The organism is Halanaerocella petrolearia, from assembly GCF_054657875.1.
In genome coordinates this window covers 935,967-959,961 of sequence record NZ_BAAHXW010000001.1, presented here as the reverse complement: position 1 = coordinate 959,961, position 23,995 = coordinate 935,967, and the positions used below count along the sequence as shown (strand labels likewise).

Annotated in this window: 25 protein-coding genes and 1 other annotated feature; all 25 genes read left to right on the top strand. The window is 32.4% G+C overall.

Features of this window, described 5'->3' with window-relative positions; translation table 11 throughout:
- The first annotated feature begins 80 nt into the window (after nt 1-80).
- The 25 genes from ACYQ39_RS04920 (at nt 81) to ACYQ39_RS04800 (ending at nt 23,973) form a co-directional block, all read left to right on the top strand.
- A complete protein-coding gene (locus tag ACYQ39_RS04920; RefSeq protein ID WP_459840820.1) occupies nt 81-608 on the top strand; it encodes a Gx transporter family protein in 528 nt (175 codons plus the stop codon).
- Nucleotides 609-684: 76 nt separating this feature from the next.
- Nucleotides 685-1,260, top strand: coding sequence for a Maf family protein (locus ACYQ39_RS04915; RefSeq protein WP_459840819.1), 576 nt, complete (start codon nt 685-687; stop codon nt 1,258-1,260).
- Entirely contained in the window at nt 1,253-1,936 is a 684-nt protein-coding gene (radC, locus tag ACYQ39_RS04910) for a RadC family protein (protein ID WP_459840818.1), read from the top strand. The genes ACYQ39_RS04915 and radC overlap by 8 nt, the downstream gene beginning before the upstream one ends.
- Before the next feature lie 37 nt (nt 1,937-1,973).
- Nucleotides 1,974-3,032: a rod shape-determining protein gene (locus tag ACYQ39_RS04905; protein ID WP_459840816.1), complete on the top strand. Its 1,059-nt coding sequence runs from the start codon at nt 1,974-1,976 to the stop codon at nt 3,030-3,032.
- An 18-nt stretch (nt 3,033-3,050) separates the two neighbouring features.
- Nucleotides 3,051-3,944, top strand: coding sequence for a rod shape-determining protein MreC (gene mreC, locus ACYQ39_RS04900; protein WP_459840815.1), 894 nt, complete (start codon nt 3,051-3,053; stop codon nt 3,942-3,944).
- The gene (gene mreD / locus ACYQ39_RS04895; RefSeq protein ID WP_459840814.1) at nt 3,944-4,447 is read left to right on the top strand and encodes a rod shape-determining protein MreD; all 504 of its coding nucleotides are present in this window, start codon (nt 3,944-3,946) and stop codon (nt 4,445-4,447) included. Before mreC ends, mreD begins: the two co-directional genes overlap by 1 nt.
- Nucleotides 4,422-6,284, top strand: coding sequence for a penicillin-binding protein 2 (gene mrdA, locus ACYQ39_RS04890; protein ID WP_459840813.1), 1,863 nt, complete (start codon nt 4,422-4,424; stop codon nt 6,282-6,284). The genes mreD and mrdA overlap by 26 nt, the downstream gene beginning before the upstream one ends.
- Before the next feature lie 19 nt (nt 6,285-6,303).
- Nucleotides 6,304-6,909 (top strand): septum site-determining protein MinC, encoded by a 606-nt coding sequence (locus ACYQ39_RS04885; protein ID WP_459840811.1) that lies wholly within the window; start codon nt 6,304-6,306, stop codon nt 6,907-6,909.
- A gap of 12 nt (nt 6,910-6,921) precedes the next feature.
- Nucleotides 6,922-7,713: a septum site-determining protein MinD gene (minD, locus tag ACYQ39_RS04880; RefSeq protein WP_459840810.1), complete on the top strand. Its 792-nt coding sequence runs from the start codon at nt 6,922-6,924 to the stop codon at nt 7,711-7,713.
- 17 nt (nt 7,714-7,730) lie between these two features.
- Nucleotides 7,731-8,012 carry a cell division topological specificity factor MinE gene (gene minE / locus ACYQ39_RS04875; protein WP_459840809.1) on the top strand — a complete coding sequence of 94 codons (282 nt, stop codon included), beginning with the start codon at nt 7,731-7,733 and terminating at the stop codon, nt 8,010-8,012.
- A gap of 119 nt (nt 8,013-8,131) precedes the next feature.
- Nucleotides 8,132-9,259: a rod shape-determining protein RodA gene (rodA, locus tag ACYQ39_RS04870; RefSeq protein WP_459840808.1), complete on the top strand. Its 1,128-nt coding sequence runs from the start codon at nt 8,132-8,134 to the stop codon at nt 9,257-9,259.
- 132 nt (nt 9,260-9,391) lie between these two features.
- Complete coding sequence (locus tag ACYQ39_RS04865; RefSeq protein ID WP_459840806.1) at nt 9,392-10,261, top strand: site-2 protease family protein; 870 nt, start codon at nt 9,392-9,394, stop codon at nt 10,259-10,261.
- 300 nt (nt 10,262-10,561) lie between these two features.
- Nucleotides 10,562-12,202: an Rne/Rng family ribonuclease gene (locus ACYQ39_RS04860; protein WP_459841652.1), complete on the top strand. Its 1,641-nt coding sequence runs from the start codon at nt 10,562-10,564 to the stop codon at nt 12,200-12,202.
- Between the two features lie 432 nt (nt 12,203-12,634).
- Nucleotides 12,635-12,712: a sequence feature (ribosomal protein L21 leader region), on the top strand.
- Nucleotides 12,713-12,723: 11 nt separating this feature from the next.
- Nucleotides 12,724-13,035: a 50S ribosomal protein L21 gene (gene rplU, locus ACYQ39_RS04855; RefSeq protein ID WP_459840805.1), complete on the top strand. Its 312-nt coding sequence runs from the start codon at nt 12,724-12,726 to the stop codon at nt 13,033-13,035.
- Nucleotides 13,035-13,370, top strand: a complete 336-nt coding sequence (locus ACYQ39_RS04850) for a ribosomal-processing cysteine protease Prp (protein ID WP_459840804.1) — start codon at nt 13,035-13,037, stop codon at nt 13,368-13,370. The genes rplU and ACYQ39_RS04850 overlap by 1 nt, the downstream gene beginning before the upstream one ends.
- On the top strand, nt 13,363-13,665 hold the full coding sequence (gene rpmA, locus ACYQ39_RS04845) for a 50S ribosomal protein L27 (protein ID WP_459840803.1): 303 nt from the start codon (nt 13,363-13,365) through the stop codon (nt 13,663-13,665). The genes ACYQ39_RS04850 and rpmA overlap by 8 nt, the downstream gene beginning before the upstream one ends.
- Nucleotides 13,666-13,913: 248 nt before the next feature.
- Nucleotides 13,914-15,203 carry a GTPase ObgE gene (gene obgE, locus ACYQ39_RS04840; RefSeq protein WP_459840801.1) on the top strand — a complete coding sequence of 430 codons (1,290 nt, stop codon included), beginning with the start codon at nt 13,914-13,916 and terminating at the stop codon, nt 15,201-15,203.
- 21 nt (nt 15,204-15,224) lie between these two features.
- On the top strand, nt 15,225-15,515 hold the full coding sequence (gene yhbY / locus ACYQ39_RS04835; RefSeq protein ID WP_459840800.1) for a ribosome assembly RNA-binding protein YhbY: 291 nt from the start codon (nt 15,225-15,227) through the stop codon (nt 15,513-15,515).
- A 16-nt stretch (nt 15,516-15,531) separates the two neighbouring features.
- Nucleotides 15,532-16,647, top strand: coding sequence for a glutamate 5-kinase (gene proB, locus ACYQ39_RS04830; RefSeq protein WP_459840799.1), 1,116 nt, complete (start codon nt 15,532-15,534; stop codon nt 16,645-16,647).
- 19 nt (nt 16,648-16,666) lie between these two features.
- A complete protein-coding gene (locus ACYQ39_RS04825; RefSeq protein ID WP_459840798.1) occupies nt 16,667-17,923 on the top strand; it encodes a glutamate-5-semialdehyde dehydrogenase in 1,257 nt (418 codons plus the stop codon).
- A gap of 175 nt (nt 17,924-18,098) precedes the next feature.
- The gene (locus tag ACYQ39_RS04820) at nt 18,099-20,000 is read left to right on the top strand and encodes a DUF3857 domain-containing protein (RefSeq protein WP_459840797.1); all 1,902 of its coding nucleotides are present in this window, start codon (nt 18,099-18,101) and stop codon (nt 19,998-20,000) included.
- A gap of 629 nt (nt 20,001-20,629) precedes the next feature.
- Nucleotides 20,630-21,043, top strand: coding sequence for a nucleoside recognition domain-containing protein (locus ACYQ39_RS04815; RefSeq protein WP_459840796.1), 414 nt, complete (start codon nt 20,630-20,632; stop codon nt 21,041-21,043).
- A 12-nt stretch (nt 21,044-21,055) separates the two neighbouring features.
- Nucleotides 21,056-21,538 (top strand): nucleoside recognition domain-containing protein, encoded by a 483-nt coding sequence (locus tag ACYQ39_RS04810; protein ID WP_459840795.1) that lies wholly within the window; start codon nt 21,056-21,058, stop codon nt 21,536-21,538.
- A gap of 175 nt (nt 21,539-21,713) precedes the next feature.
- A complete protein-coding gene (locus tag ACYQ39_RS04805) occupies nt 21,714-23,771 on the top strand; it encodes an HAD-IC family P-type ATPase (protein WP_459840794.1) in 2,058 nt (685 codons plus the stop codon).
- A gap of 10 nt (nt 23,772-23,781) precedes the next feature.
- Entirely contained in the window at nt 23,782-23,973 is a 192-nt protein-coding gene (locus ACYQ39_RS04800) for a hypothetical protein (protein WP_459840793.1), read from the top strand.
- The last annotated feature ends 22 nt before the right edge of the window (nt 23,974-23,995 follow it).

Here is a 23,995-nt window from a genome sequence, read left to right as displayed (position 1 = left end):
CTTACAGCAGTAGAGACTAATTTTAATTTAGTGTTTATTAACAGGTATTGTTTGGTATAATACAGAAAGAGAGGATTATTATGATAAGAAGACGGTTGTTTTTATCATTATTAGTTGCTGGAGCAATTGTATTACATATTGTAGAGTCTTCTCTGCCTATCTCATTGATCTTTCCGGGAGCTAAATTGGGTTTAGCTAATATTATTACTTTATTAGTATTAGTTACTTATGGTTTTTTAGCTAGTTTACAAGTCTTAGGATTAAGAATATTAATTTCTTCACTATTAGTAGGTACTTTATTTACTCCTAGTTTCTGGCTTAGTTTAGCAGGAGGGTTAGTTAGCTTAATAATAATGGCTATAACCTATTATTATTTTAATAAATTTAGTATAATTGGAATTAGTGTTCTAGGAGCTACTTTTCATAATTTAGGTCAAATATTAACGGCTTATTTTCTGATTAATAACTGGGGCATTATAATATATTTACCTTATTTGTTATTATTATCATTACCTACTGGTGTTTTTGTTGGGGTTATTGTATTTAAATTAAAGAAATATCTAAATAGTTTTAAAGATGGTATCTTTTATTCTAATGAAAATTCTTGAAATAGGGAGGATTTTGTAAGTAATTAACGAATTGAGTATAAGAGGCCTTTTTTAGGGCCTACTAGGGGGAATAATAATGAAAAAAATTGTTTTAGCCTCCTCTTCTCCACGTAGAAGAAGATTATTAGAGCAATTGGATATGGATTTTATAGTTCAGCCTAGTAGAATTGATGAATCTAAAATAGAAGAAGAAAATTCAATCTGTTTAGTGCAGAAACTATCTTATTTGAAGGCTGATGAGGTTGCTAGAGAAGAATCAGGGATTATTATTGCTGCTGATACTGTAGTGACTTTAGAAGGAGAAGTTTTGGAAAAACCAAATAATAAAGCCGAAGCATATAAAATGTTACAGCAGTTAAGTGGTACAAGCCATCAGGTAGTAACTGGAATCACAATTATTATGTCAGATAAAAGTTTAACTGATTATCAAGAAACAGAAGTTACTTTTAGACAATTGACTGATAAAGAGATAGATGATTATATTGCTACTGAAGAACCGATGGATAAGGCTGGAGCCTATGGTATACAAGGCAAAGGAGCTATCTTTGTTGAGCAGATTAAAGGCGATTTTTATAATGTAGTAGGATTGCCTATAGTAAAACTAATAGAAATGTTAAGAGAAGTAGGAGAGGAGTTTAGCCTTAATGGCTGATTATTTAACTATTAAGGACTTACCTGATGAGGAACGTCCACGGGAGAAAATGGTTAAGTACGGGCCAACTAGCCTCTCTACTTCTGAGTTGTTGGCTTTAATTTTAAGGACAGGTTCACAAAAAAAGACGGCTATAGATTTAGCTAATGAATTATTGAGTATCTGTGATGGGTTAACAGGACTAGTTGATTATAGTACTGTTGAGTTGCAAGAGTTAGATGGGATTGGAATAGCTAAAGCTACTCAACTGAAAGCAGTAGTTGAATTGAGTAAGAAGATAGTAGTTGCTAGTTCTCAGTTGACAAGGATTAGTTCTCCAGAAGAGGTAGCGGATATTTTGATTCCCAAGTTAAGATATGAAAATCAAGAAAAGTTTTTAGTTATATTATTAAATACTAAAAACGAAATCTTAGCTGTTGAAGAAGTATCTAAAGGTAGTTTAAATAGTTCAGTCGTTCATCCTAGAGAGGTCTTTCGGGCAGCTATTAAAAGAAGTAGTGCAGCAGTGATTTTGGCCCATAATCATCCTAGTGGAAATACAACTCCCAGCCAAGAGGATATTAAGATATCTAAACGTTTATCTAAAGCAGGGAATATTATTGGCATTAAAGTACTGGATCATTTAATTGTAGGCGGGACAGATTATATTAGTTTAAAGAATGAAAATTTATTTTAAATAGAGAAATTATTGTTTTAAGAAAGGAGAATAAATTATGGTAATGGACTTTTTAACTGCTCCCTTCTCACGGGATATGGGAGTAGATTTAGGTACAGCTAATACTTTAGTTTATATCAAAGGTAAGGGTGTCTTAATTAGGGAACCATCTGTAGTAGCAATTAAAGATGGGTCAGCAGAAGATGTTTTAGCAGTTGGAGATGAAGCGAAAAAGATGATTGGACGGACTCCAGGTAATATTGTTGCTATTCGACCAATGAAAGATGGAGTAATTGCTGATTTTGAGGTTACAGAAAAAATGTTACGTTATTTTATTACTAAGGCTCATAAACGCAAAAGATTGGTACGACCTAGAATTATTGTCTGTGTTCCATCAGGAGTAACAGAAGTGGAGAAGAGAGCAGTAATTGATGCTGCTTTACATGCTGGTGCTAGAGAAGCATACTTAATTGAAGAACCAATGGCAGCAGCAATTGGAGCTGGCTTACCTGTTCATGAAGCTACTGGTAATATGGTTGTAGATATTGGTGGTGGAACTACTGAAGTTGCTGTTATTTCTCTAGGTGGAATAGTAAATAAAAAATCAATTAGAGTAGGTGGAGATGAGTTAGATGAATCTATAGTACACCATATTAAGAATACATACAACTTAATGGTAGGAGAAAGAACGGCCGAAGAGATTAAGATGGCTGTTGGATCCGCCTATTTTGCTAGTAATACTGAAGTATCTCCAGAAGATTCTATGGAAATTAGAGGTCGGGATCTAGTAAATGGTCTGCCTAAGACTATAAATGTTACTGCTAAAGAGATTCAAGGTGCTTTAGAAGAACCAGTAAATGATATTGTTCGAGCTGTAAAGAGTACTTTAGAAGGAACTCCTCCTGAGTTATCAGCTGATATAATGGATCGAGGAATAGTAATGGCAGGTGGAGGTTCTTTATTGTCTGGTTTAGATAAGTTGTTAGCAGAAGAAACTGGTATGCCAGTTTATTTAGCAGATGACCCTTTAGATTGTGTTGTTAATGGAACAGGAAAAGTATTAGAGGAGTTGAACAATCTAAAGAATGTATTGATTACGCCTAAACGGTTATCTTAGCCTCAGGTAAGGTGGTAAATGGTGCTAGAAATATTACGTAAACATTATAAAAAAATTTCAGTCATTGTTTTAATTGCTTTGATAATTTTGTTTATTAATCTAATGGGGATAGACGAAGATTATAACCTATTAGAAGGAACTGTTGTAGATCTCTTAAATCCTATTTTTTTAGTGTCTGATATTGTAGAGGACTGGACAAGCAAGAGTTTACGAGTCGTTTTAAGTTATAAACAGGTTAAGGAAGAGAATGAACGGTTAAGAAAGAAAGTAGCTACTTTGCTTTACAATCAGCAACAGTTAGAAAAGGTTATGCTACAAAACCAAAGGTTAAGAAAGTTACTTAACTTCAAGAAATATACTTCTTATCAAGTGGTAGGAGCAAGTGTTATCAGTTATAGTACAGATAATTGGTCAAACTCTATAATAATTAATCAAGGAGAAGAAGCTGGACTTAGTTCTAAAATGGCTGTAGTAGCTAAAAATGGTTACTTAATTGGTCGAGTTCAAAGAACTAGTCAATATACCGCTCAAGTTATTTTACTTAATGACCCTAATTTTTTAATAGGTGGATTAGTAAGAAGAGAAGAATCGCGAGATTTAGGTATAGTTAAAGGCCAACCTAAAGAAGATAATTTGGTAATGGATAATATAGCTTGGGACGCAGACATTAAAATAGGAGATACTATTGCAACTTCAGGTTTATCCCAACATTATCCCAAAGGGATACCAATTGGAGAAGTTATATCAGTTAGTCCAGATGATTATGGTCTTACCCAGGAGGCTACTTTGACTTCTTTTGTAGATTTAAGGAAACTTGAAGAAGTATTAATAATTAAGGACTTTGATACAAAAACTGATCTACTATTGCCATCTTTAGATAAATATCCTAAGCTCAATCAGGAGGAAGAATAGTGCTTTATTTAGGTTATATAGTTATAATTTTAATCTTTCTTGTTATACAAGGGCTACCTGTTTTTCAGCATATGTTTTATGGTATTGTACCTGATTTGCTATTAGTTTTACTTACTTTTTTGGCTGTTAATTATGGAAGAACAACTGGAGGAATAACAGGTTTTGTAATTGGTATCTTACAGGATCTATTTTCAGGTGGTTTATTTGGGATTAATGCTATCAGTAAGGCAATAGTAGGCTATTTTTTTGGTTTTTTAAAAGATAATATTTATCAGGATAAATTATTGGTGCCTCCTTTACTTTCTTTTTTAGCTACTATAATTAATCAACTTTTAATAGTCTTTTTTGCTAATTATTTAGTATTAGCTATGTCACTAGAAGAGATTTTTCAAGTAGTAATTATTCCATTAGCAATCTGTAATTCAGCCTTATCAGTAGTTATTCATCCCATACTTTATAAACTAGGAGGAAGTAGTGATGAAAGAAAGACAAGAAGAGAATAGGAGGCTTTTTTTATTTAGGTTTGTAATTATATGCATCTTTTTGATTTTATTAGGGAGACTTTATTATTTACAGATCTATAGTAGTCAAAGGTTTAAAAAGTTATCTGAAGGATATAGAACCTCTATTATTCCTATTAACGCTCCTAGAGGAAGAATTTATGATCGAGATAAAGAACTTTTAGTCTCTAATAAATTAACTTACACTGTATCCATTATTCCTTCTAAAATCGATAATTTAGAAGAGCAGGTAGTAAAATTGAGTCAAATTCTTAATCTAGATCCTAAGCAGATAAAAAGTAAGTTTGAGAATAATAAATCTAGCAAACCAGTTATGGTTAAAAGAAATATAACAAGAAAAGAATTAATACAGTTAGAAGAAAATAAAAGTGAAATTCCAGGTTTAATTATTGAAAAGGCACCTATGCGAGAGTATGTAAATCATAATTTAGCCAGTCATGTATTAGGTTATGTAGGTGAAATATCTGCTATAGAATTAAAGGAAAGAAGAGATAAAGATTATAGAATAGGAGATTTAATTGGGAAGACAGGCTTAGAGTTGGTTTATGAGGATTATTTACGTGGGAATAAAGGAAAGAAATTAATAGAAGTAAATAATCTCGGACAGAAAGTTAGGACTCTAGGTGTCGAAGAACCAACTCCTGGTTATGATCTGATTCTTAATTTAGATTATGAGTTACAAAAGACAGCTGAAGAATTATTGGCCAAAAAGATAAAACAGTTGACTAAAGAGGCTAAAGAGGATGAGGAAATAAATCAGCCCCCTAAAGGTGGATCAGTTATTATTACTGATCCAGATGATGGTAGCATTTTAGCTATGGCCAGTTATCCTAGTTATGATCCGAATAAGTTTTTAACTGGTATCTCCAATAAAGAATGGCAGAGATTAAATAATAATTATAGTCAGCCTTTATTAAATAGAGCAGTAAGTACTAGTGCTCCTTCTGGATCTATCTTTAAGCTAGTAACTTCAGCTGCTGGTATGGAAGAGTTAGGGGTTGAAGCTGATACAGAATTTTATGATCCAGGTTATTATGAAACTGGTGGAGTTAAATTTAGAAACTGGTATCCAGGAGGTCAAGGTGAGATAGATTTTTTAGATGGAATTGCTTGGTCTAACAATACAGTTTTTTTTGAGTTAGGTCATAAACTATATAAGAAAGATAAAACATTACTACAGTCCTATGCTAGACAGTTCGGATTAGGAAGTAAGACTAAAATCGATTTGACTAACGAAGCTAAAGGGTTAGTTCCAGGTCCTGCTTGGAGAAAGAATTATTTTAAAAAAAGAAAGAATCAGATATGGTATCCAGGTTATACAATTAATCTTTCTATCGGTCAAGGTAACCTAAGAACCTCTCCTATTCAGTTAGTCAACTTAGTATCTGCAGTAGCAAATGGAGGAAAGTTATATCAACCTTTATTAGTTGATAAAATAGTTGAGTCAGAAGGTAAAGTTATCAAAAATTTAAAGCCTAAACTATTAAATGAATTGCCAGTTTCTAAATCTCATTTAAAAACGATTACTAAAGGAATGAAAGGGGTTACTACTTACGGAACAGCACGAGACTCTTTTAAAAATATACCTATTACTGTAGCTGGTAAGACAGGAACTGCTCAAACAGGTGGGAATAGACCTAATCATGGTTGGTTTGCTGGTTTTGCACCTGTTGATGAACCAGAGATTTCTATTGTAGTTTTTATTGAATATGGAGTATCAAGTGGTAATACATTACCTATAGCTAAAGGGATTATTGAAGAATATTTTGATATACAAGCTAAATCAGAGAAAAGTAGTTTAGATGATGAAACGGGCTAAATTTTTAGGGGGAGGTAAGATGCAAAGGAGTGTCATATTTAAGGCTGACCAGGATGGATTGGTCATCCTATTAAATGATGAAACTAATTTTAAGAGAGTAAAATCTGAATTGGATGATAAGTTAAAGCAAGGTGGTAATTTTTTTACTGGAAATGTAATTGTAAAGGTTAAATTAGGTAATAGATGCCTATCAATTCAACAAAAAAAGGAATTGCTAGAGATATTTAAAAGACAATCTGGCTCCTTTGTACTAGAATTTGATAATAATTTTAAAACAGATATTAGTAATGATGAAGAGATAGATACTTTATTGCTCAAGAAAACAATTAGATCCGGACAGTCAATTAATTATGAAGGTAATGTTGTAGTTGAAGGAGATATTAATCCAGGTGGTGAAGTAATAGCTGGGGGAGATATATTAGTAATGGGAGAAGTAAGAGGGATTACTCATGCTGGATCAAATGGAGATATAGACTCTACTATTTCAGCTTTTCGTTTAGACCCTTTGCAGTTAAGGATTGCTAATTATATTGGACGAGCTCCAGATGAATCTCTACATTCTCCTAATGAGGCTGAGATTGCTTTTGTAAAAGAGGAGAAGATTGTAATTGATTATTTGAAATAAGGAGGAATTTTCATGGTAGGTAAAGTATATGTTGTAACTTCAGGTAAGGGTGGTGTTGGTAAGACTACTACTACTGCTAATTTAGGTATTGGTCTAGCTAAGTTAGGTAAAAAAGTGGCTTTAATAGATGCAGATATTGGACTGCGAAATTTAGATGTAGTTTTAGGATTGGAAAATAGAATTGTTTATGATATTGTGGATGTAGTAGAAGATAATTGTCGCTTAGAACAAGCATTAATTCGTGATAAAAGATATAGTAGCTTACATTTGTTACCGGCAGCTCAAACTAGAGATAAAACAGCTATTGCCCCTAAACAGATGGATAAGTTATGTACCCAATTAAAGAAAGAGTATGATTATATTATTATTGATTCTCCAGCAGGGATTGAGCAAGGATTTAAGAATGCTATTGCTGGAGCTGATGAAGCTATTGTTGTAACTACTCCTGAAGTATCAGCAGTCAGAGATGCTGATCGGATTATTGGTATGTTAGAAGCAGAAGGTTTATCTGATCCTAAATTGGTTGTTAATAGAATTAGAATGGATATGGTAAAGCGTGGAGATATGATGGAGATTGAAGATATGAAAGATATTCTAGCTATTAAATTACTAGGGATTGTTCCAGAAGATGAAAGAATTGTTATCTCTACTAATAAAGGTGAACCTATTATTTTATTAGATGATACTAAAGCTGGTCAATCTTTCTGGAATGTTTCAAGACGGGTTGAAGGGGAAAAGGTACCATATATTTCTCTAGAAGAGAGTCTATTAGATCACTTAAAGAAGTTTATTGGACTTAATTAGTGAAGGAGGCACCAAAGGTGTTAGATTTAGTAAAAGGGATTCTAGGTAATGATGATATTTCCAGTAAAGATGTGGCAAAGGAGAGGTTGAGATTAGTATTAGTTCATGACCGGATTGGGGTCTCTCCAGAAATACTTGATGATATGAAGGAAGAACTTATGGAAGTTATTTCAAAGTATTTAGATATTGAAAATGAAGGCCTAGAAATGGAATTTGAACAAGAAGAAGACTCAATGGCTTTAGTAGCGAATATTCCAGTTAAGGGAATTAGAAAAGCAAAAAATGATAATGGTAAGTAAGTTGAGACCAGGAAGTAGACCCTGGTCTATTTTTATTCAAAAAATAGTAAGCTGAATTGGACTAATTTTTCTTGATGTTATATAATTTTTAAGTAGAGCTTATAACAGGGGTGATTTTAATGGAGAAGTTAGTTAAAAATATTGATTACAGCATCCCTTTGATTATTTTAGTTTTGATAGCAATAGGAGTAATGTTAATTGGTAGTGCTACTCATGTCAATGATGGTTCTATTTGGCAGAATAATTTTTTAAAAAAACAGGTTATAGCAGCTTTAATTGGTAGTATGATAGCGGTTATTAGTCTTTTTTTCGATTATAGGGTGTTACGTGATTATGTAAATATTATTTATTGGGGTAATGTTTTAGTATTAGCAGGAGTGCTTATTTTAGGACAGACTATTAAAGGAGGTCAGAGTTGGATCTCTTTAGGTCCTTTTAATTTTCAACCTTCCGAGGTAACTAAATTGGTAGTAATTATCTGTTTAGCAGATCTTTTGGCCAAGAAAAAATATAATATAGAGTATATCTTAGGGTTAATAGCACCAGGGTTATATGTTGGGCTCCCTTTTATGTTGATTCTATTACAGAATGATTTAGGAACCTCTTTAGTTTTACTAGCTATATTTATTGGCATGGTTTATGTAGCTGGGGCCAATGCTAAGTTCTTAGTGGGGAGTATTGGAGGAGTAATTGCAACTACTGCTAGTTGGATATCAGCTCATCTGTATTTAGGAGTTCCTATTCCACTACAGGATTATCAGCTGAATCGTTTTTTAGTACTAATTAATCCTCAGTTAGATCCACAAGGTTCTGGTTATAATGTAATTCAATCTAAAGTAGCTATTGGTTCAGGTGGTTTAATAGGAAAAGGACTGTTTGCTGGAACTCAAAATCAACTTAATTTTTTACCTGAACGCCATACTGACTTTATATTTTCAGTCTTAGGTGAAGAATTTGGATTTATTGGAGTGTCAGTTGTTCTATTATGTTATTTCATTTTAATCTGGCGTGGGATCAAGATAGCTCAAGAGGCTAAAGATAGTTTTGGGCGATTTATTGTAGTAGGAGTTCTATCTATGCTTCTGTTTCATATTCTAGAGAATGTGGGAATGACAATTGGAATTATGCCAGTTACAGGGATTCCTCTTCCCTTTTTAAGTTATGGAGGTAGTTCTTTAGTTACTAATTTAATTGGTATTGGTCTCTTATTGAATGTTAATATGAGACGAAAGAAGTTACTGTTTTAATTGAGTTTAAGCTTAGGTTTAAGTCTAGAAATTTAAGACTTAAGCTTAGTCTTAAGCTCATATCTTTTACATATTAAACTAGTGCTACTAATACCATTATAGTGGTAGATGTCTTAGAAGGAAGGTGGCACTATGTTTAAAATAGCTGGAGTTAGATTCAAGTTAAATCTATTATTTCTAGTTGTACTCTTTTTATTTGCCATTTCAGGATTATTTGTTAAGGCTTGCTGGAGTTTTATTGTTGTTTTATTACATGAGTTGGCCCATTCAATAGTAGCTTATAAGAAGGGGGTTACAGTTAATGAAATTGAGTTATTACCTTTTGGAGGTGTAGCTAAATTTCGTGATTTAATTCAGTTAACTCCTGAACTAGAGATTCAAATAGCTATAGCTGGGCCAATATTTAATTTAATTTTCGTAGCTATTAGTCTATTATTATTAAGGTATAGAATTATTAATGCCCAGTTGGGTTTCTTTTTACTTAGGATAAATTTGACTATTGGTCTATTTAATTTGGTACCTCTTTTTCCTTTAGATGGAGGACGAATCTTGCGAGCTAAGTTAACAACTAAAGTTGGTTTTAAAGAAGCAACTCATCAAGTATTAAAGTGGAGTAAAAGGATAGCTGTATTAATTTTTATTTTAGCAGGCGCCTGTCTTTATTATGGATATGTAAATATTACTTTGTTGGTTATCTGTTTCTTTATTTATTTTACAGCTCTTAAAGAGGGGCAGTATACACCATATATTTTAATGCAGTATATAGCTAAAAAGAAGGGCCAAGTTTTAGAGCAAGATGTTGTTAAAGTACAACAACTTGTGGCATCTGCTGATACTCCACTGAAGAGAATTATTGATCGGTTAGTACCTAACCAGTTTCATACTGTATTAGTAGTTGATGATGAATTTAATCAGTTAGGATTAGTAACAGAGGATAAATTGATTAATACTCTACTTGATGATAATCTGGAATTACCAGTAAAAGAGCTGATTGATAATTGAGATAAAGTGGCACTTTCGTGTCACAGTTATTAGCTATCTGCTATGAGTCGTGAGCTAGATCAAATTCATAAAAGGTTTAGATTTTGAATGTAATGGTTTTGAATTAGCTCACAGCACATGATACATGACTTACAACTAGTTTCATTCTTTGTTTTTTAATATAAAATACTTATGTTGTAAATTATAAACTAATATAGGAGAAGAAAATATAATTAAAAATCCATTCATTCTTTATGTTAACTAGCGATTGTTAATTATAAATTATCAATTAATAAGGGAGGTGGTTGATTTGGGAAGGAAATTGTAATTAATGGTCAGAGTTTAGAAAAACGGATTGCTATTTTAGAAGATAGAGAATTAGTTGATCTACTATTTGAAAGAAACTTTACTACTCAGTTAGTAGGTAATATCTATAAAGGTCGAGTAGAGAATATTGTACCTGGAATTCAAGCTGCTTTTGTAGATATAGGTGAAGAACAGAATGTCTTTTTACCAATTAATAGTGTGATTTTTCATCATCAAGAGGCTAAGATTGAAGAAGTTTTGCAATCAGGTCAAGAGGTTATAATTCAGGTTGATAAAGATCCAGTAGGTACTAAAGGGCCTAAAGGGAGTTGTAAGTTAGAATTGCCTGGCAGATATCTAATCTTACTAGATGAACCAGGACATATTGGAGTTTCACGTAAGATTGATGGAGAAGAGCGAGGTCGCTTAAGAGTCTTAGCCAGAGAGATGGTTCCTGAAGATAATGGAGCAATCATTAGAACTGAAGCAGCTTATAAAGCTAGATCTGCGATACAACGAGAGTTAAATTATCTATTAGATTTAAGAGATCAGATTGAAGAACAGGCTGAAACTACTACTAATCCAACTTTAATTTATGAAGAATTAGACTTAATTAATCAGGTTATTAGAGATCGATTTAATGAAGATGTGGATAAGTTAGTAGTTGATACTAATCAGGATTATCAGCAGGTAATGGAGTTTGTAGAATATTTAGCTCCTGATTTAAAGGAGAAGATCTCTTATTATCAACAACCAGAGCCTGTTTTTGCTTATTATAAGATTGAAGAACAGATAAAAGAGTTATTGAATAGAGAAGTAGAGTTAGATGATGGTGGTTATATTGTTATTGATGATACTGAAGCTTTAACCGCTATTGATGTTAATACTGGAGCTTATAGTGAGGATAATATTGCTGATACTGTTTTTCAGACTAATTTGGCTGCTGCTAGAGAGATAGCTAAACAATTAAGGTTAAGAAATATCAGTGGAATTATCATTATTGACTTTATTGGGCTAAAAAGAGATGAAGATGAAGCTAAATTATTAAATGTCTTACAAGAAGAGTTGGACAAAGATAAGACAAGAACTTCCTTAGAAGGGATGACTAGATTAGGTTTAGTTGAAGTAACTAGACAACGAGAAGAGAATAGTATTAGTCAGCTATTACAAGAAGAATGTCCATGTTGTCATGGTTATGGTAAGGTATTAACTAGTGAAACTATTATTCAACAAGCATTTACTAAATTGAAGACAGAGTATTGGCAAGAGGATAAGGAAGCTATTTTATTAACTTTACATCCAATAATAGTAGGTAAGTTAGTTGACCTAGCAGAAAAAAAGCTACAAGAGTTAGCCACAGAATTAGAGACAGAAATTTATTTACTAGGTAATGCTAAGTTAGAGCAGAGATCAATGAAAATAGAAGCAGGAGCTAAAAAAGGAATTGAAAAGCTATTGCCTGTTGAAGTAGGAGAGCAAGTAGTAGTTAAAGTCGAGGAAAGATTTAATGAAACAGATGGGCTGGCCTGCTTTGGTGGTTATTTGATTAAAGTACTAGAGGGAGCAATGTTAATAGATAGTAAAGTTAAAGTAGAGATAACTAAATTAGGTAGTACATATGCTGAGGCTAAGATAATTAGAACACTTGACAGTTAGTTTTTAATAATTTTTTTCTTGACTTTTTGTTCTACTGGTCATATAATATTCGAGAACTTGTTATTGAGTTAATTTAGTTACTGAGTAATTGAAATCAAATACAAGTTGTGAGTTTTGAGTCGTGTGCTATGAGCTATAAGTCGTCAGCCTAATCAACATCAAAATGTTAAATACAATTTAACCACTTAAAATATAAAAACTGTATTGGTTTAGATTTTAAATTAAATGATTTTGACTTAGCACATAGCACATAGCACATAGCACATAGCTCATGACTGTGTCATAAAAGTGCCCCCTTATATCAATTAAGTCACACTATATTAAATACAGACTACACTAAGTATGACTTGTGGGTACTATGAATTTAGTGGTCATTTTCTTGACATTGAATTGATTATATGCTACAATCTATATTCGTAAGTGGTTTAATCGCCACTACCAAAACCGCACGGTGCGGGTTTAAAAAATCTATCTAAGATTGCCTAGTTGCCGGCGAGTCTAAGGTAGAGGAGGTGCAAGTTATGTACGCAATTGTTGAAACAGGTGGTAAGCAATATCGTGTAGAGGAAGGTCAGCAGTTAGATGTTGAAAAGCTAGACGTTCAAGCAGGAGATACAGTTGAATTTGATAAGGTTAAGGTTGTATCTACTGATGAAGGACTACAGGTTGGCCAACCTAATGTAGATGATGCTAAGGTGACTGCTGAAGTTGTAGAACAGACAAAAGGCGATAAGATTATTGTCTTTAAGTATAAAGCAAAGACAAATTATCGTAAGAAGCAAGGTCATCGACAGCCATATACTCGAGTAAGAATTAAGAGTATTGATGCTTAATGATAAAGATTAATATTGAACGCGATAAGCGCGGAAATATATATAAGTTTTCTGCTCAGGGCCATGCTGAATATGCCCCCCAGGGTGAAGATATTATTTGTGCGGCAGTATCAGCGATTATGCAGACTGCTGTTTTTGGACTACAAAGCTATTTAGATGTAGAGCCTCTTGTAGATACTAATAATGGCTGGCTAAGTTGTCAGTTGGATCCTAAGTTGGCCCGAGATGAAAAGGTTAAGGCTATCTTGGAAACAATGTTAGTTGGACTGAAAGAGACGGCTAAGGTTCATTCTAAATATCTCAAAATAATTATAGGGGGTGAAGATAATGCTTAAAAAAATGGACTTGCAACTTTTCGCTAAGAAGAAAGCAGTTGGTAGTTCTAACAACGGTCGTGACAGTATTGCTAAACGTTTAGGAGTTAAACGACATGACGGTCAAAAAGTAAAGCCTGGTAGTATCCTTGTTCGTCAGAGAGGAACGCAATTCCATCCTGGATTAAATGTAGGTCGAGGTGGAGATGATACTCTATTTGCTAAAGAAGAAGGATATGTAGCTTTTGAACGAAAAGGTAGAGATACAAAGATGGTTAATGTTTATACAGAAGAAGAACTTGAAATTATGGCGTAACTTAATTAACCAAAAACTCCCAGTCTAACTGGGAGTTTTTTATTTATATTATGTAATTGACAATTAATAGTTTACAATTTACAATTAAAGATAAAGACTGAATTTAGGTATGGTTGAATTAATTAATTTAAATTGTGGTAATATAATCTAGTAGTAGACTTTATTAGATAATCTTAATATGGTTTTGATATAAAATTAGAATTTAATTGTACTTTGTAAATTATTACATAAGCTAGGAGTTGGTATTCGTGTTTGTGGATGAAGCAACGATTAAACTAAAAGGTGGCGATGGTGGTTCGGGTATGACCAGTTTTCGCCGGGAGAAGTTTGTAGCTGCTGGAGGACCAGATGGTGGTGATGGTGGAAAAGGTGGCGATGTTATATTAGTTGTAGATGAAGGGTTGAATACATTAATTGATTTTAGAGAACGGAATATATTTGAAGCTAATTCAGGAGAAAATGGTAAGAGTAAAAATCAGCATGGTAAAGATGCTGAAGACTTAAAAATTACTGTTCCACCAGGAACAACAGTAGTCGATACTGAAACTGAAGAAGTGATAGCTGATTTAAAAGAAGATGGTCAGGAATTAGTAGTAGCCAAAGGTGGTCGAGGTGGACGAGGTAATACTAGATTCAAAAGCTCAACTCGGCAGGCACCTAAGTTTTCTGAAGATGGGGAGCCAGGTGAGAAGAAAGAGGTTAAATTAGAACTTAAATTATTAGCAGATGTAGGGTTAGTTGGTTATCCTAGCGTAGGTAAATCAACTTTAATCTCTCGTGTATCTGCTGCTAAAGCTGAGACAGCAGCTTATCACTTTACGACCTTGGAACCTAATTTAGGTGTAGTTAAAACTAAAGGTTTTGATTCTTTTGTAATTGCTGATGTGCCTGGTTTAATTGAAGGTGCTCATGAAGGAGTAGGTCTAGGTGATCAATTTCTACGTCACTTAGAAAGGACTAAAGTCTTAGTTCATTTAATAGATATTTCAGCTATGGAAGGACGCGATCCTTTAGAAGACTTTCAAAGAATAAATCAAGAATTAGAAGAATATAGTGGTCAGTTATTAGATAAGCCACAGGTGGTAGCTGCTAATAAGATGGATCTTCCAGATGCTAAAGATAATCTTGCTCAAGTGAAACCTGAATTAGAAGCAGAAGGATATGAAGTCTTTGCAATCTCAGCTGCAACAGGACAAGGTGTAGAAGAGTTAATGGATCGAGTCTATGAATTGGTACAGGAGGCTCCAGAACCTGTTTTAGAAGAAGAACGGGAAGAAGAAGTTGTTATTCGAGGTCCACAGCCTGATGATTATGAACCAGACTTTGAGATTGAAAGAGAGAATAATATCTTTAAGGTAACAGGTAATAGAATTGAACGTGAAGTAGCTATGGCTGACTTAACTACTGATGAAGGTTTACAACAACTACTTAAAACCTTTAAGCGACTAGGAATCGAGGATGCCTTAAAAGAGAAAGGAATTCAAGAAGGTCAGACAGTAGATTTAGCAGGATTACAATTCGAATATTATGAAGGATAATTTATTTAGGAGGGACAATAAATGAAAGGAAAACAACGAGCTTATTTAAGAGGTCAAGCTAATGAAATGAATCCATTATTTCAAATTGGAAAAAATGGAATTACTGAAGGAGTAATTGAAGAGGTAGATAATGCTTTAGAAGCAAGAGAATTAATTAAGTTAAGAGCTTTAGACAATAGTTTATATACTGCTAAAGAGGCTGCTTATGAATTAGCTGAAGCTTGTGATGCTGAAGTGATTCAGACAATTGGAAATGTTTTAGTTTTATATAGACGGAATGATGAAGAACCACAATATAATTTACCTTCTTAGAAACTAGGTGAATAAAATGAGAGAACTTATTGAGGATGCTAATAGAATAGTAATTAAGATTGGTAGTAGTACTTTAACTTATCAGAATTCTAAACTGAATTTAGGTCGTATTGAAAAAATAATTAGAGAGGTTGTTGATTTAAAGAACCAGGGTAAAGAAGTAGTTTTAGTCAGTTCTGGTGCTGTCGCTGCTGGATATGGTGAGCTAAATCTAGAAGATGATCCAGCAACAATACCAGAGAAACAGGCCTTAGCAGCAGTTGGTCAAGGTGTTTTAATGAAGACCTATCAAAAATTATTTAGTGAATATGGCTATCAAGTAGCCCAAATTCTATTGACTCAGAATGATTTAACAGATAGAAAAAGATATTTAAATTCAAGAAATACTCTATCACAGTTATTAGATTATGGTACAATTCCTATTATTAATGAAAATGATACAGTAGCTGTTCAAGAGATTAAATTTGGTGATAATGATACCCTTTCTGCTTTGGTAAGTAGTTTAATTGGAGCAGATTTATTGCTTATTCTATCTGATATAGATGGTTTATATACTGCTGATCCTCGTACTGATAGTTCAGCTCAAATAATCAATGAAGTTGATGAAATATCTGAAGAAATAGAATCTTTAGCTGGTGGAGCTGGTACTGATCGTGGTACAGGAGGGATGGCAACCAAGATTGAAGCTGCTAAAGTTGCTACTAAAGCAGGACTTCCAATGATTATAGCTAATGGAAGTTTAAATCGAGTGGTAACTAAAGTTGTTGATAGTCAAGAGATAGGTACTCTCTTTTTACCTGAATCAGGTATGACTAGTCGTGAACAATGGATAGCCTTTAATTTAGATATAGCAGGTCAGATAGTTATAGATGAAGGGGCTGAAGATGCACTAGTTAATGATGGAAGTAGTCTGTTGTCTTGTGGAATTATGAAGACTACTGGTGATTTTGCAGTTGGTGATGTAGTTGATATTATAAACTCAGCAGATGAAACAATTGCTAGAGGTTTAGTTAATTATTCTCGTAAAGAGGTAGAAGAGATTAAGAGATTACATTCTGATGAAATTAAGTTTCAATTGGGCTATCAGGCTTATGATGAAGTAGTACATCGAGATAATTTAGTCTTATTATAAAAAAGGAGGAGGAGAGAAGATGGAATTAAGAGAAAAAATTACTCAGCAGTGTAAAGAAGCTAAAGAAGCCGAGAAGGATTTAGCAAATTTAGGGGCTGAGGTTAAGAATCAGGCTTTATTAGCTATGGCTGATGCTTTAGAAGAGCGAGATGAAGAAATTCTAGTAGCTAATGAAAAAGATATGGAATATGGTCGTGATAATGGATTATCTGATTCATTACTTGATCGTCTATTATTGACTGAAGAAAGAATTTCTAAGATGGCCCAAGGTTTAAGAGAAGTAGCCCAATTTTCTGATCCAATTGGTGAAATGTTAGAAATGAAGAAGAGACCTAATGGTTTGAAGATAGGTAAGGTACAGGTTCCTTTAGGGGTCATTGGTATCATTTATGAAGCTCGTCCTAATGTAACTGTTGATGCAGCTGGTTTATGTTTAAAGGCTGGTAATACTGTTGTATTACGAGGTAGTTCTAGTGCTATTCACTCTAATAAAGCAATTGTGAATGTGATTTCTAGAGCTGCTTATGATGCTGGATTACCTGAAGGTTCTATTCAATTGATTCAGAGTACTGAACGTAAAGCAGTAGAGGTAATGTTTGAATTAAATGATTACTTAGATGTTTTAATTCCACGAGGAGGAGAAGGATTAATTCAGGCTGTTGTTAATAACTCTACTGTACCTGTAATTGAGACTGGAGTAGGTAATTGTCATACCTTTATTGATAGCCAAGCTGATTTAGAGAAAGCAGGGCCAATTGTAATCAATGCTAAGACACAACGGACTGGTGTCTGTAATGCTATGGAGACATTATTAGTCCACCAGGATGTAGCAGAAGAATTTTTACCATCTATTATTGAGGAATTAAGGCAGCGAGATACTTTAGTAAAAGGTGATGAGAAAGTACAACAGATTGTCTCTAATGTAGAGGAGGCTACAGAAGAAGACTGGGCAACAGAGTTTTTGGATTATACTTTGGCTATTAAGGTAGTAGAAGATTTAGATGAAGCCTTAGATCATATTGATCAGTATAGTACTAGCCATTCTGAAGCAATTATAACTGAAAACTATACTAAAGCCCATAAATTCTTAGATGTAGTTGATTCTGCTGCTGTCTATGTTAATGCGTCTACTAGATTTACTGATGGAGGTCAGTTTGGTTTAGGAGCTGAAATTGGTATTAGTACGCAAAAGCTACATGCTAGAGGGCCAATGGGAGTCAATGAGTTAACAACGACTAAGTTTATTGTCTTTGGCGATGGACAGATAAGAGAGTAATAGATAATTTAAAATGAAAAATTAATAAAAAGCAAGGGAGGCGAAAGCCTCTCTTTTTTATTTTTTGAGTATGATGTTCACTTTAGACTATACTTTCGTGTAGTTCACATTTTAGGATAAATATGGTAATATAAACTTAATGGAAAGTATAAAATTAATTATAGGAGGTTTTGATGTGAGTTATAAAAAGAGATTTAGTCTAATCCTTTTAATTGTATTGGGAAGTTTATTATTTATAATACCAGCAATGGCTGAAACAAGTCCTAAACAGATGTTAAAGGATGCACCATCTAAAAAAGATTATTCTGATGCAGGAGCAATTTTTTTAGAAGATAAAACAATAGCAGATTATACTGGACAAATAAATAAAATAAGGCGCCGAAAAGTAATTAAAGTATTCAATAAGCGGGGAGTTAAAGATTATGGAGAATTTAAAATTAGATTTAATAAAGCTAGTGAAGATATAAAAGTAGTTGAGGTTAAAACGATCAAGCCTGATGGATCAGTAATGAAACCTAAAAAAGATGCAATTAATGAAATAACTCCTCCTGAAGCTGCTAATGCCAGTATTTATTCTGATGCTCGAATTAAAGTAATATCTATGCCAGGAGTTGAACCTGGTAGCATTGTAGTCTGTGAATATATTAAGACTAAAGATCAATATGCTATTGAGGGTGAACTTTGGAACTATCAATTATTTCAGTATACAGATCCAATTAAAGAAAGAAAGTTAGTAGTAAAAACTCCAGCAGATAAAGAAATAAATTATAAGGTAATAAATGGAGATTTTAAACCTAAGATTGAGGAACAAAATACTACTAAAGTTTATACTTGGATTAAAAAGGATATACCAGCAGTAATAAAAGAAAACAATATGGCATCTATAATTAATGTTGCACCTATGGTTGAGATTTCCACTTTAGATTCTTGGACAGAAGTAAGTAATTGGTATCAGAATTTAATTGATAATCAGTATGATGTAAATAGTAAGTTAAGATCTAAAATAAAAGAGCTTACTAAAGATGCTAGTAGTAAAGAAGAAAAAATACAAGATTTATATAATTATGTAACATCTCAGATTAGATATATTGGTTTGCAATTTGGTGAGAGTGGATATCGTCCCTATTCAGCTACAGAAACTTTTACCAACAAATATGGTGTCTGTAAAGAAAAAGCTACTTTATTAATTGCTATGTTAAGAGAAATAGGAGTTAAAGCAGAACCAGTCTTAATTCGTCGTGGTTCTGGGAAACTAGATTTAGATATAGCCAGTCCTGCTCTCTTTAATCATTTAATTGTATATTTACCTAAAGATAATAAATATTTAGATCCTACTAGTAGTGGTACAATGTATGGAGTCTTACCTGGTGACCAAGGAAAGAATGTCTTGCTACCTGAAGAGAATAGGTTGGCTAAAACACCAGTTAGAGAGGCTAAAAAAAGTAAATCAGCAGTTAAACAACAAGTAAAATTAAAGCAGACTGGTAATGCTAAGGTGGTATATCAAGAGAAAAATACAGGAGTTTTTGGGTATTTTTATAAGCGAGGTTATCAAAAGTATACACCTCAACAACGTCAAAAGATTATTAAGCGAAGTGTCAGTAAAGGATTTTCTAATGCCCAAGTTGAAGGAGTTCAACTTAGTGGAGTAGAAGATTTGGCTACAGTATTTAACATAAAGGTTTCTAATTTAAAGGTAACTAATTATGCTCAAAAAATGGGTAATATAATTTCTTTTAAACCATTGCGTTTTCCTTTGAACTTGAGTAAACTTGTAGCTACAGAAGAAAGAAAGTATCCGCTTTATTTAGGATTTAAAAGAGAGATAACCAGGAGAGTTAATATAAGAATACCAAAAGGATATAAAATTGGTTACTTACCACAAAATATAAAGTTTGCTAATCAGATAGGAAGACTTAGACTTGATTATAGTCAGCAAGGAAGAGAGATAAAAGTTCAACTTGACTTAAAGATTGATCAACATCAGATAATACCTAAAGATTATCAAATGGCTCGAAAGCTATTTACGAAAGCAGATGGAGTTGTACAAAGTCAGATAATGATTCAGAAAGAGTAAGCCTGATAGTAAATTTATATATAATAGTCAGTTAAATCCTGGGTGTTTATGACCCAGGATTTTTATATATGAGATGAATGGATTAAAATTAAAAAGTTTCAATTAAACATGGAATAAGAAATTTTTATTTAATCTTAAATTAAATTATAACAAAGCAAACAAAACTAAAAGAGTCTTAACTCCTAGTTTTTCACCAATTGAATTTTATTCTACTAAAACTGAGCAAGGAGAGTACTCTGATATTTATAGTTTAACTGTAATTTTATACTTCTTTTTTACTAGACAAATTCCAGTTGAAGCTAAAAATAGAATTATTGAAGATCCTGTAGTTTCAGTTACTAAATTAAATAGTGAAGTTTCTGCCTCCTTAAATAATTTTATCATGAGAAACCTTGCCCTAGATTATAAAAAGAGAGATCAATCTATTTATTGCTTCAAAGTTAAATTGTTGATAAGATATTATAGGATACAATTTAAAGATTACTTAAAGAAGTTATGTAATAATAAATGATAGTTTTTTAAGTTTATTTGTCTATAAAGTAAGAAAAGAGACTCTCTTGTGATAATGAGAGTCTCTTTTCTTAGCTATGTGCTAAAATTTTAAAGATAAGATTGAGGAGGCAGAAAATATGGTAGAAACTATTAAGCGAGGATTTAAGAAAGCATTATCTAGTTATGTATCTTTAGTTAAGATAATAATTCCAGTTTATATAGTAGTAACTTTTATTGATTATACAGGAGGGATTAATTATTTGGCTAAAGTTTTTAGTCCTTTAATGAAATGGGTTGGTTTGCCTGGAGAAGCAGTTTTAGCTTTATTAACAGGTTATCTCTTGAATATTTATGGTGCGTTAGCAGTAATAGCTAGCTTAGATTTAGGAGTTAGAGAGGTTACAATTTTAGGAACTATGTTAGGAGTAGCTCATAGTTTGATTATTGAGGCAGCAGTAATTAAAAAGATTAAAGGAAGATTAATCCCATTAGTTAGTTTAAGAGTTGTCTTATCTATTCTAGCAGGGATTATTTTAAATTTGATATTATAAGGAGGTATAAAGATGAACTGGAGTGCTTTTGTTACAGAGACATTTTGGGGAAGTTTATCTATGTTAAAGAAGATAGCCCTAATTATCTTTCCTTTATTGATTGGTGTTGAAGTAGCTGATGAGACAGGAATTTTAGATAAATTTTGTCAGTTGTTCAATCCTATATTAAAATATTTTAAGTTACCAAAAGAAGCAAGTATCCCATTAATTGTAGCCCAAGTATTTGGTTTAACCTATGGGGCGGGGGTTATCTTACGTAGTGTAGAGAATGATGAACTATCTAGTAGTGATTTAATGACTTTAGCTATCTTTTTAGTTATCTGTCATGCTGTAATTGAGGATACTCTTTTATTTGTAGCAGTAGGGGCCAACGGCTTGATTATGCTAGGAATGAGAGTTGTATTAGCAATTATCATTACTTATTTATATGCTAAATACTTTGTAGACGAGAATCAATTAGAAGTAGAGAAATTGGCTGAAACAGATTGTTGTTAAAAGTTGAATAAATAATTAAAATTGTGTTTAAGTAAAGGCATTTACTAGTGATTATAGAGCTGGTAAATGTTTTTTTATTTTTAGAAATAAGTCTGCAATGTATAGTGTAGTAGTCATTTACTTAAACTAGAATTGAATAATAAGATTAAGGTAAGAGGTTAGAGGAGCAATTAAAATGATTCAGGTTTTAAGTTCTGTTCCTGGTAGGATTAGATTAAAGTATAGTAAGATATATAAAGATAAAAATAAATCACAGGTTATGGAATTATATTTACAAGAGTTACACGGAGTAAGAAATAGTAGAGTAAACCCTGTAGTTGGAACTATTTTAATAGTTTATGATATTAAAAAAATAGATATTGAAATATTAATGCAAGAGATTACTAATTTTGACCAGAATAAAGCTAACTATTTGCAATACATTCATCAACAACATAAAGATTATTTCGAAAAAGAAAAGGAGTTACAAGTAACTAAAGAAAAGATAGTTTTATTTGGTGGAATATATATCATATATAAATTGAAGTCATTTTTATTTGGAAAATCTATCTTTAGTAGCAACTTAACAACCTTAGTAATTGCTTCTGTTATCACTTTGATAAAAGGTTATCCTACACTGAATAAAATCTATAGTAAGTTAGAAAATTATTTCTCTATGGATATGAATAAGTTTCTACTGTCATTAGGATTAATCTTTACTCTATTAAGAGAAGGAAAAGGGGTCTTTCTTTTAGTTCTAAAGGCTATAACGGATGCTTTACATATCCACTCTAATTTACAGATCAAGAGTTCTTTATTACAGGCTAAAGAGAATCCAGAAGAATTAGTTTGGTATCCTCATCAAGAAGAAGAATATTTATTACCTTTAACAGAGGTAGAAGAAGAAGATATTATTTCTTTTTATCAGAATGAATCAATTATTGTAAATGGGATTATTATTCAAGGAGAAGTAGTAGTAAATACTATGTATCATACTGGTAAACCAGTTACAAAGGAGCTACAAACAGGAGATAGAGTATCTAAAGGTATGGTTGTAGTGTCAGGAGAGATAAAGGTAAAAGTAACAGAAATTCCTCAAGAGCAATCAAAGCCTGACCTATCTTTAGAAGATCTTCAAATCTATCAGCAAGTATCTGTTTATCAAGAAAAGGCTTTGTTTAATGCTTCAATTATGGCTATTTGTAGTTACTTTATTACTGGTACTCTCTTTAGTCCTTTGGCTGTATTATTAGCTATGACTCCTTTAGCTACAGAAGTAGCTTTAAATACTGGATTAAATAAATATTTAAAGTTATTATTAAGAAATAAGATTATTTTAAGAAATATAAATACTATTGAGAAGATTATTAATACAGATAGTATTGCTTTTGATAAGACTGGAACTTTGACAGAAGGTAGATTAAAGATAGTTAATGTAGAGTCATTTGATGAGAATTATTCTAAAGAAAAATTACTAAAGTTATCTTCAAATTATAAGGCGGCTGGAGAAGAAATAAGTTTAAGAGAGGATAAAGTTGTTAAATCAACTACTAATGGTTACCAGATGATAATGGGAAGTAGAGAAGTGATGAGTCAAGATTCTCTTCCTGTTGAACAGGATATGTTTCCAAAAGAGGAGTATCATTCTTCTATCTATATAGCAGTTGATGAGCAGATAAGAGGAAGGATAGACTTGACTGAGGCAATAGTTTCTAGAGCACCAGCTGCGATTTCTAAACTAAGAGCAAGTGGGATAGAAGATATTTCAATTGTTAGTGGAGATTCAGAAAATAATGTTAGATATATTGCTAATAAACTGGGGATTAAAGATTATAGAGCTGAACTTACTAGTAGAGAAAAGAAAGAGTTAATTGATACTAAACAGAAGAATCAGAATATGATTATGGTTGGAGATGGAACTAATGATTTAGAAGCTATGGAAGTAGCCGATTTAAGCATTTCTTATCTTGACCATCCTTGTAAGCAAGCAATAATCTATTCAGACTGTATATTATTAGAGAAAAGAATGGATTTAATTTCAGATTTATTAGATTTAACAGAAAAAAGTTACCAAAGAATAGAACAGAATATACAGTTTTGTCAGACTTATAATTGGGTCTTTGGTATATTATCTATGTTAGGATACATTAATCCTTTTATGGCTAAAGGATTAAATACTATAAACTCTATTATAGCTATCTTAAATAGTGCAACAATTCTAAAGATTGATTCACAAGATAATGATTTAGAGTAGGAGGGAGTTTATGAAGAAATTATTAAAGACTTTTACAGGACAGAACTTGTTATTTTCATTGGGACTTAGTTTAGCAGGTTATTTAATTGGCCCTGTGGTAAAAGAGATAATGCTAGAAACAAATGAACAAAGAAAAGACTTTTATCAATTAGAGAAGGAGAAAAAAGAGTTTTTTGTGCAAAATAAGAAAGAATTAAATTGATTTTTATTAAATTATAAACTTA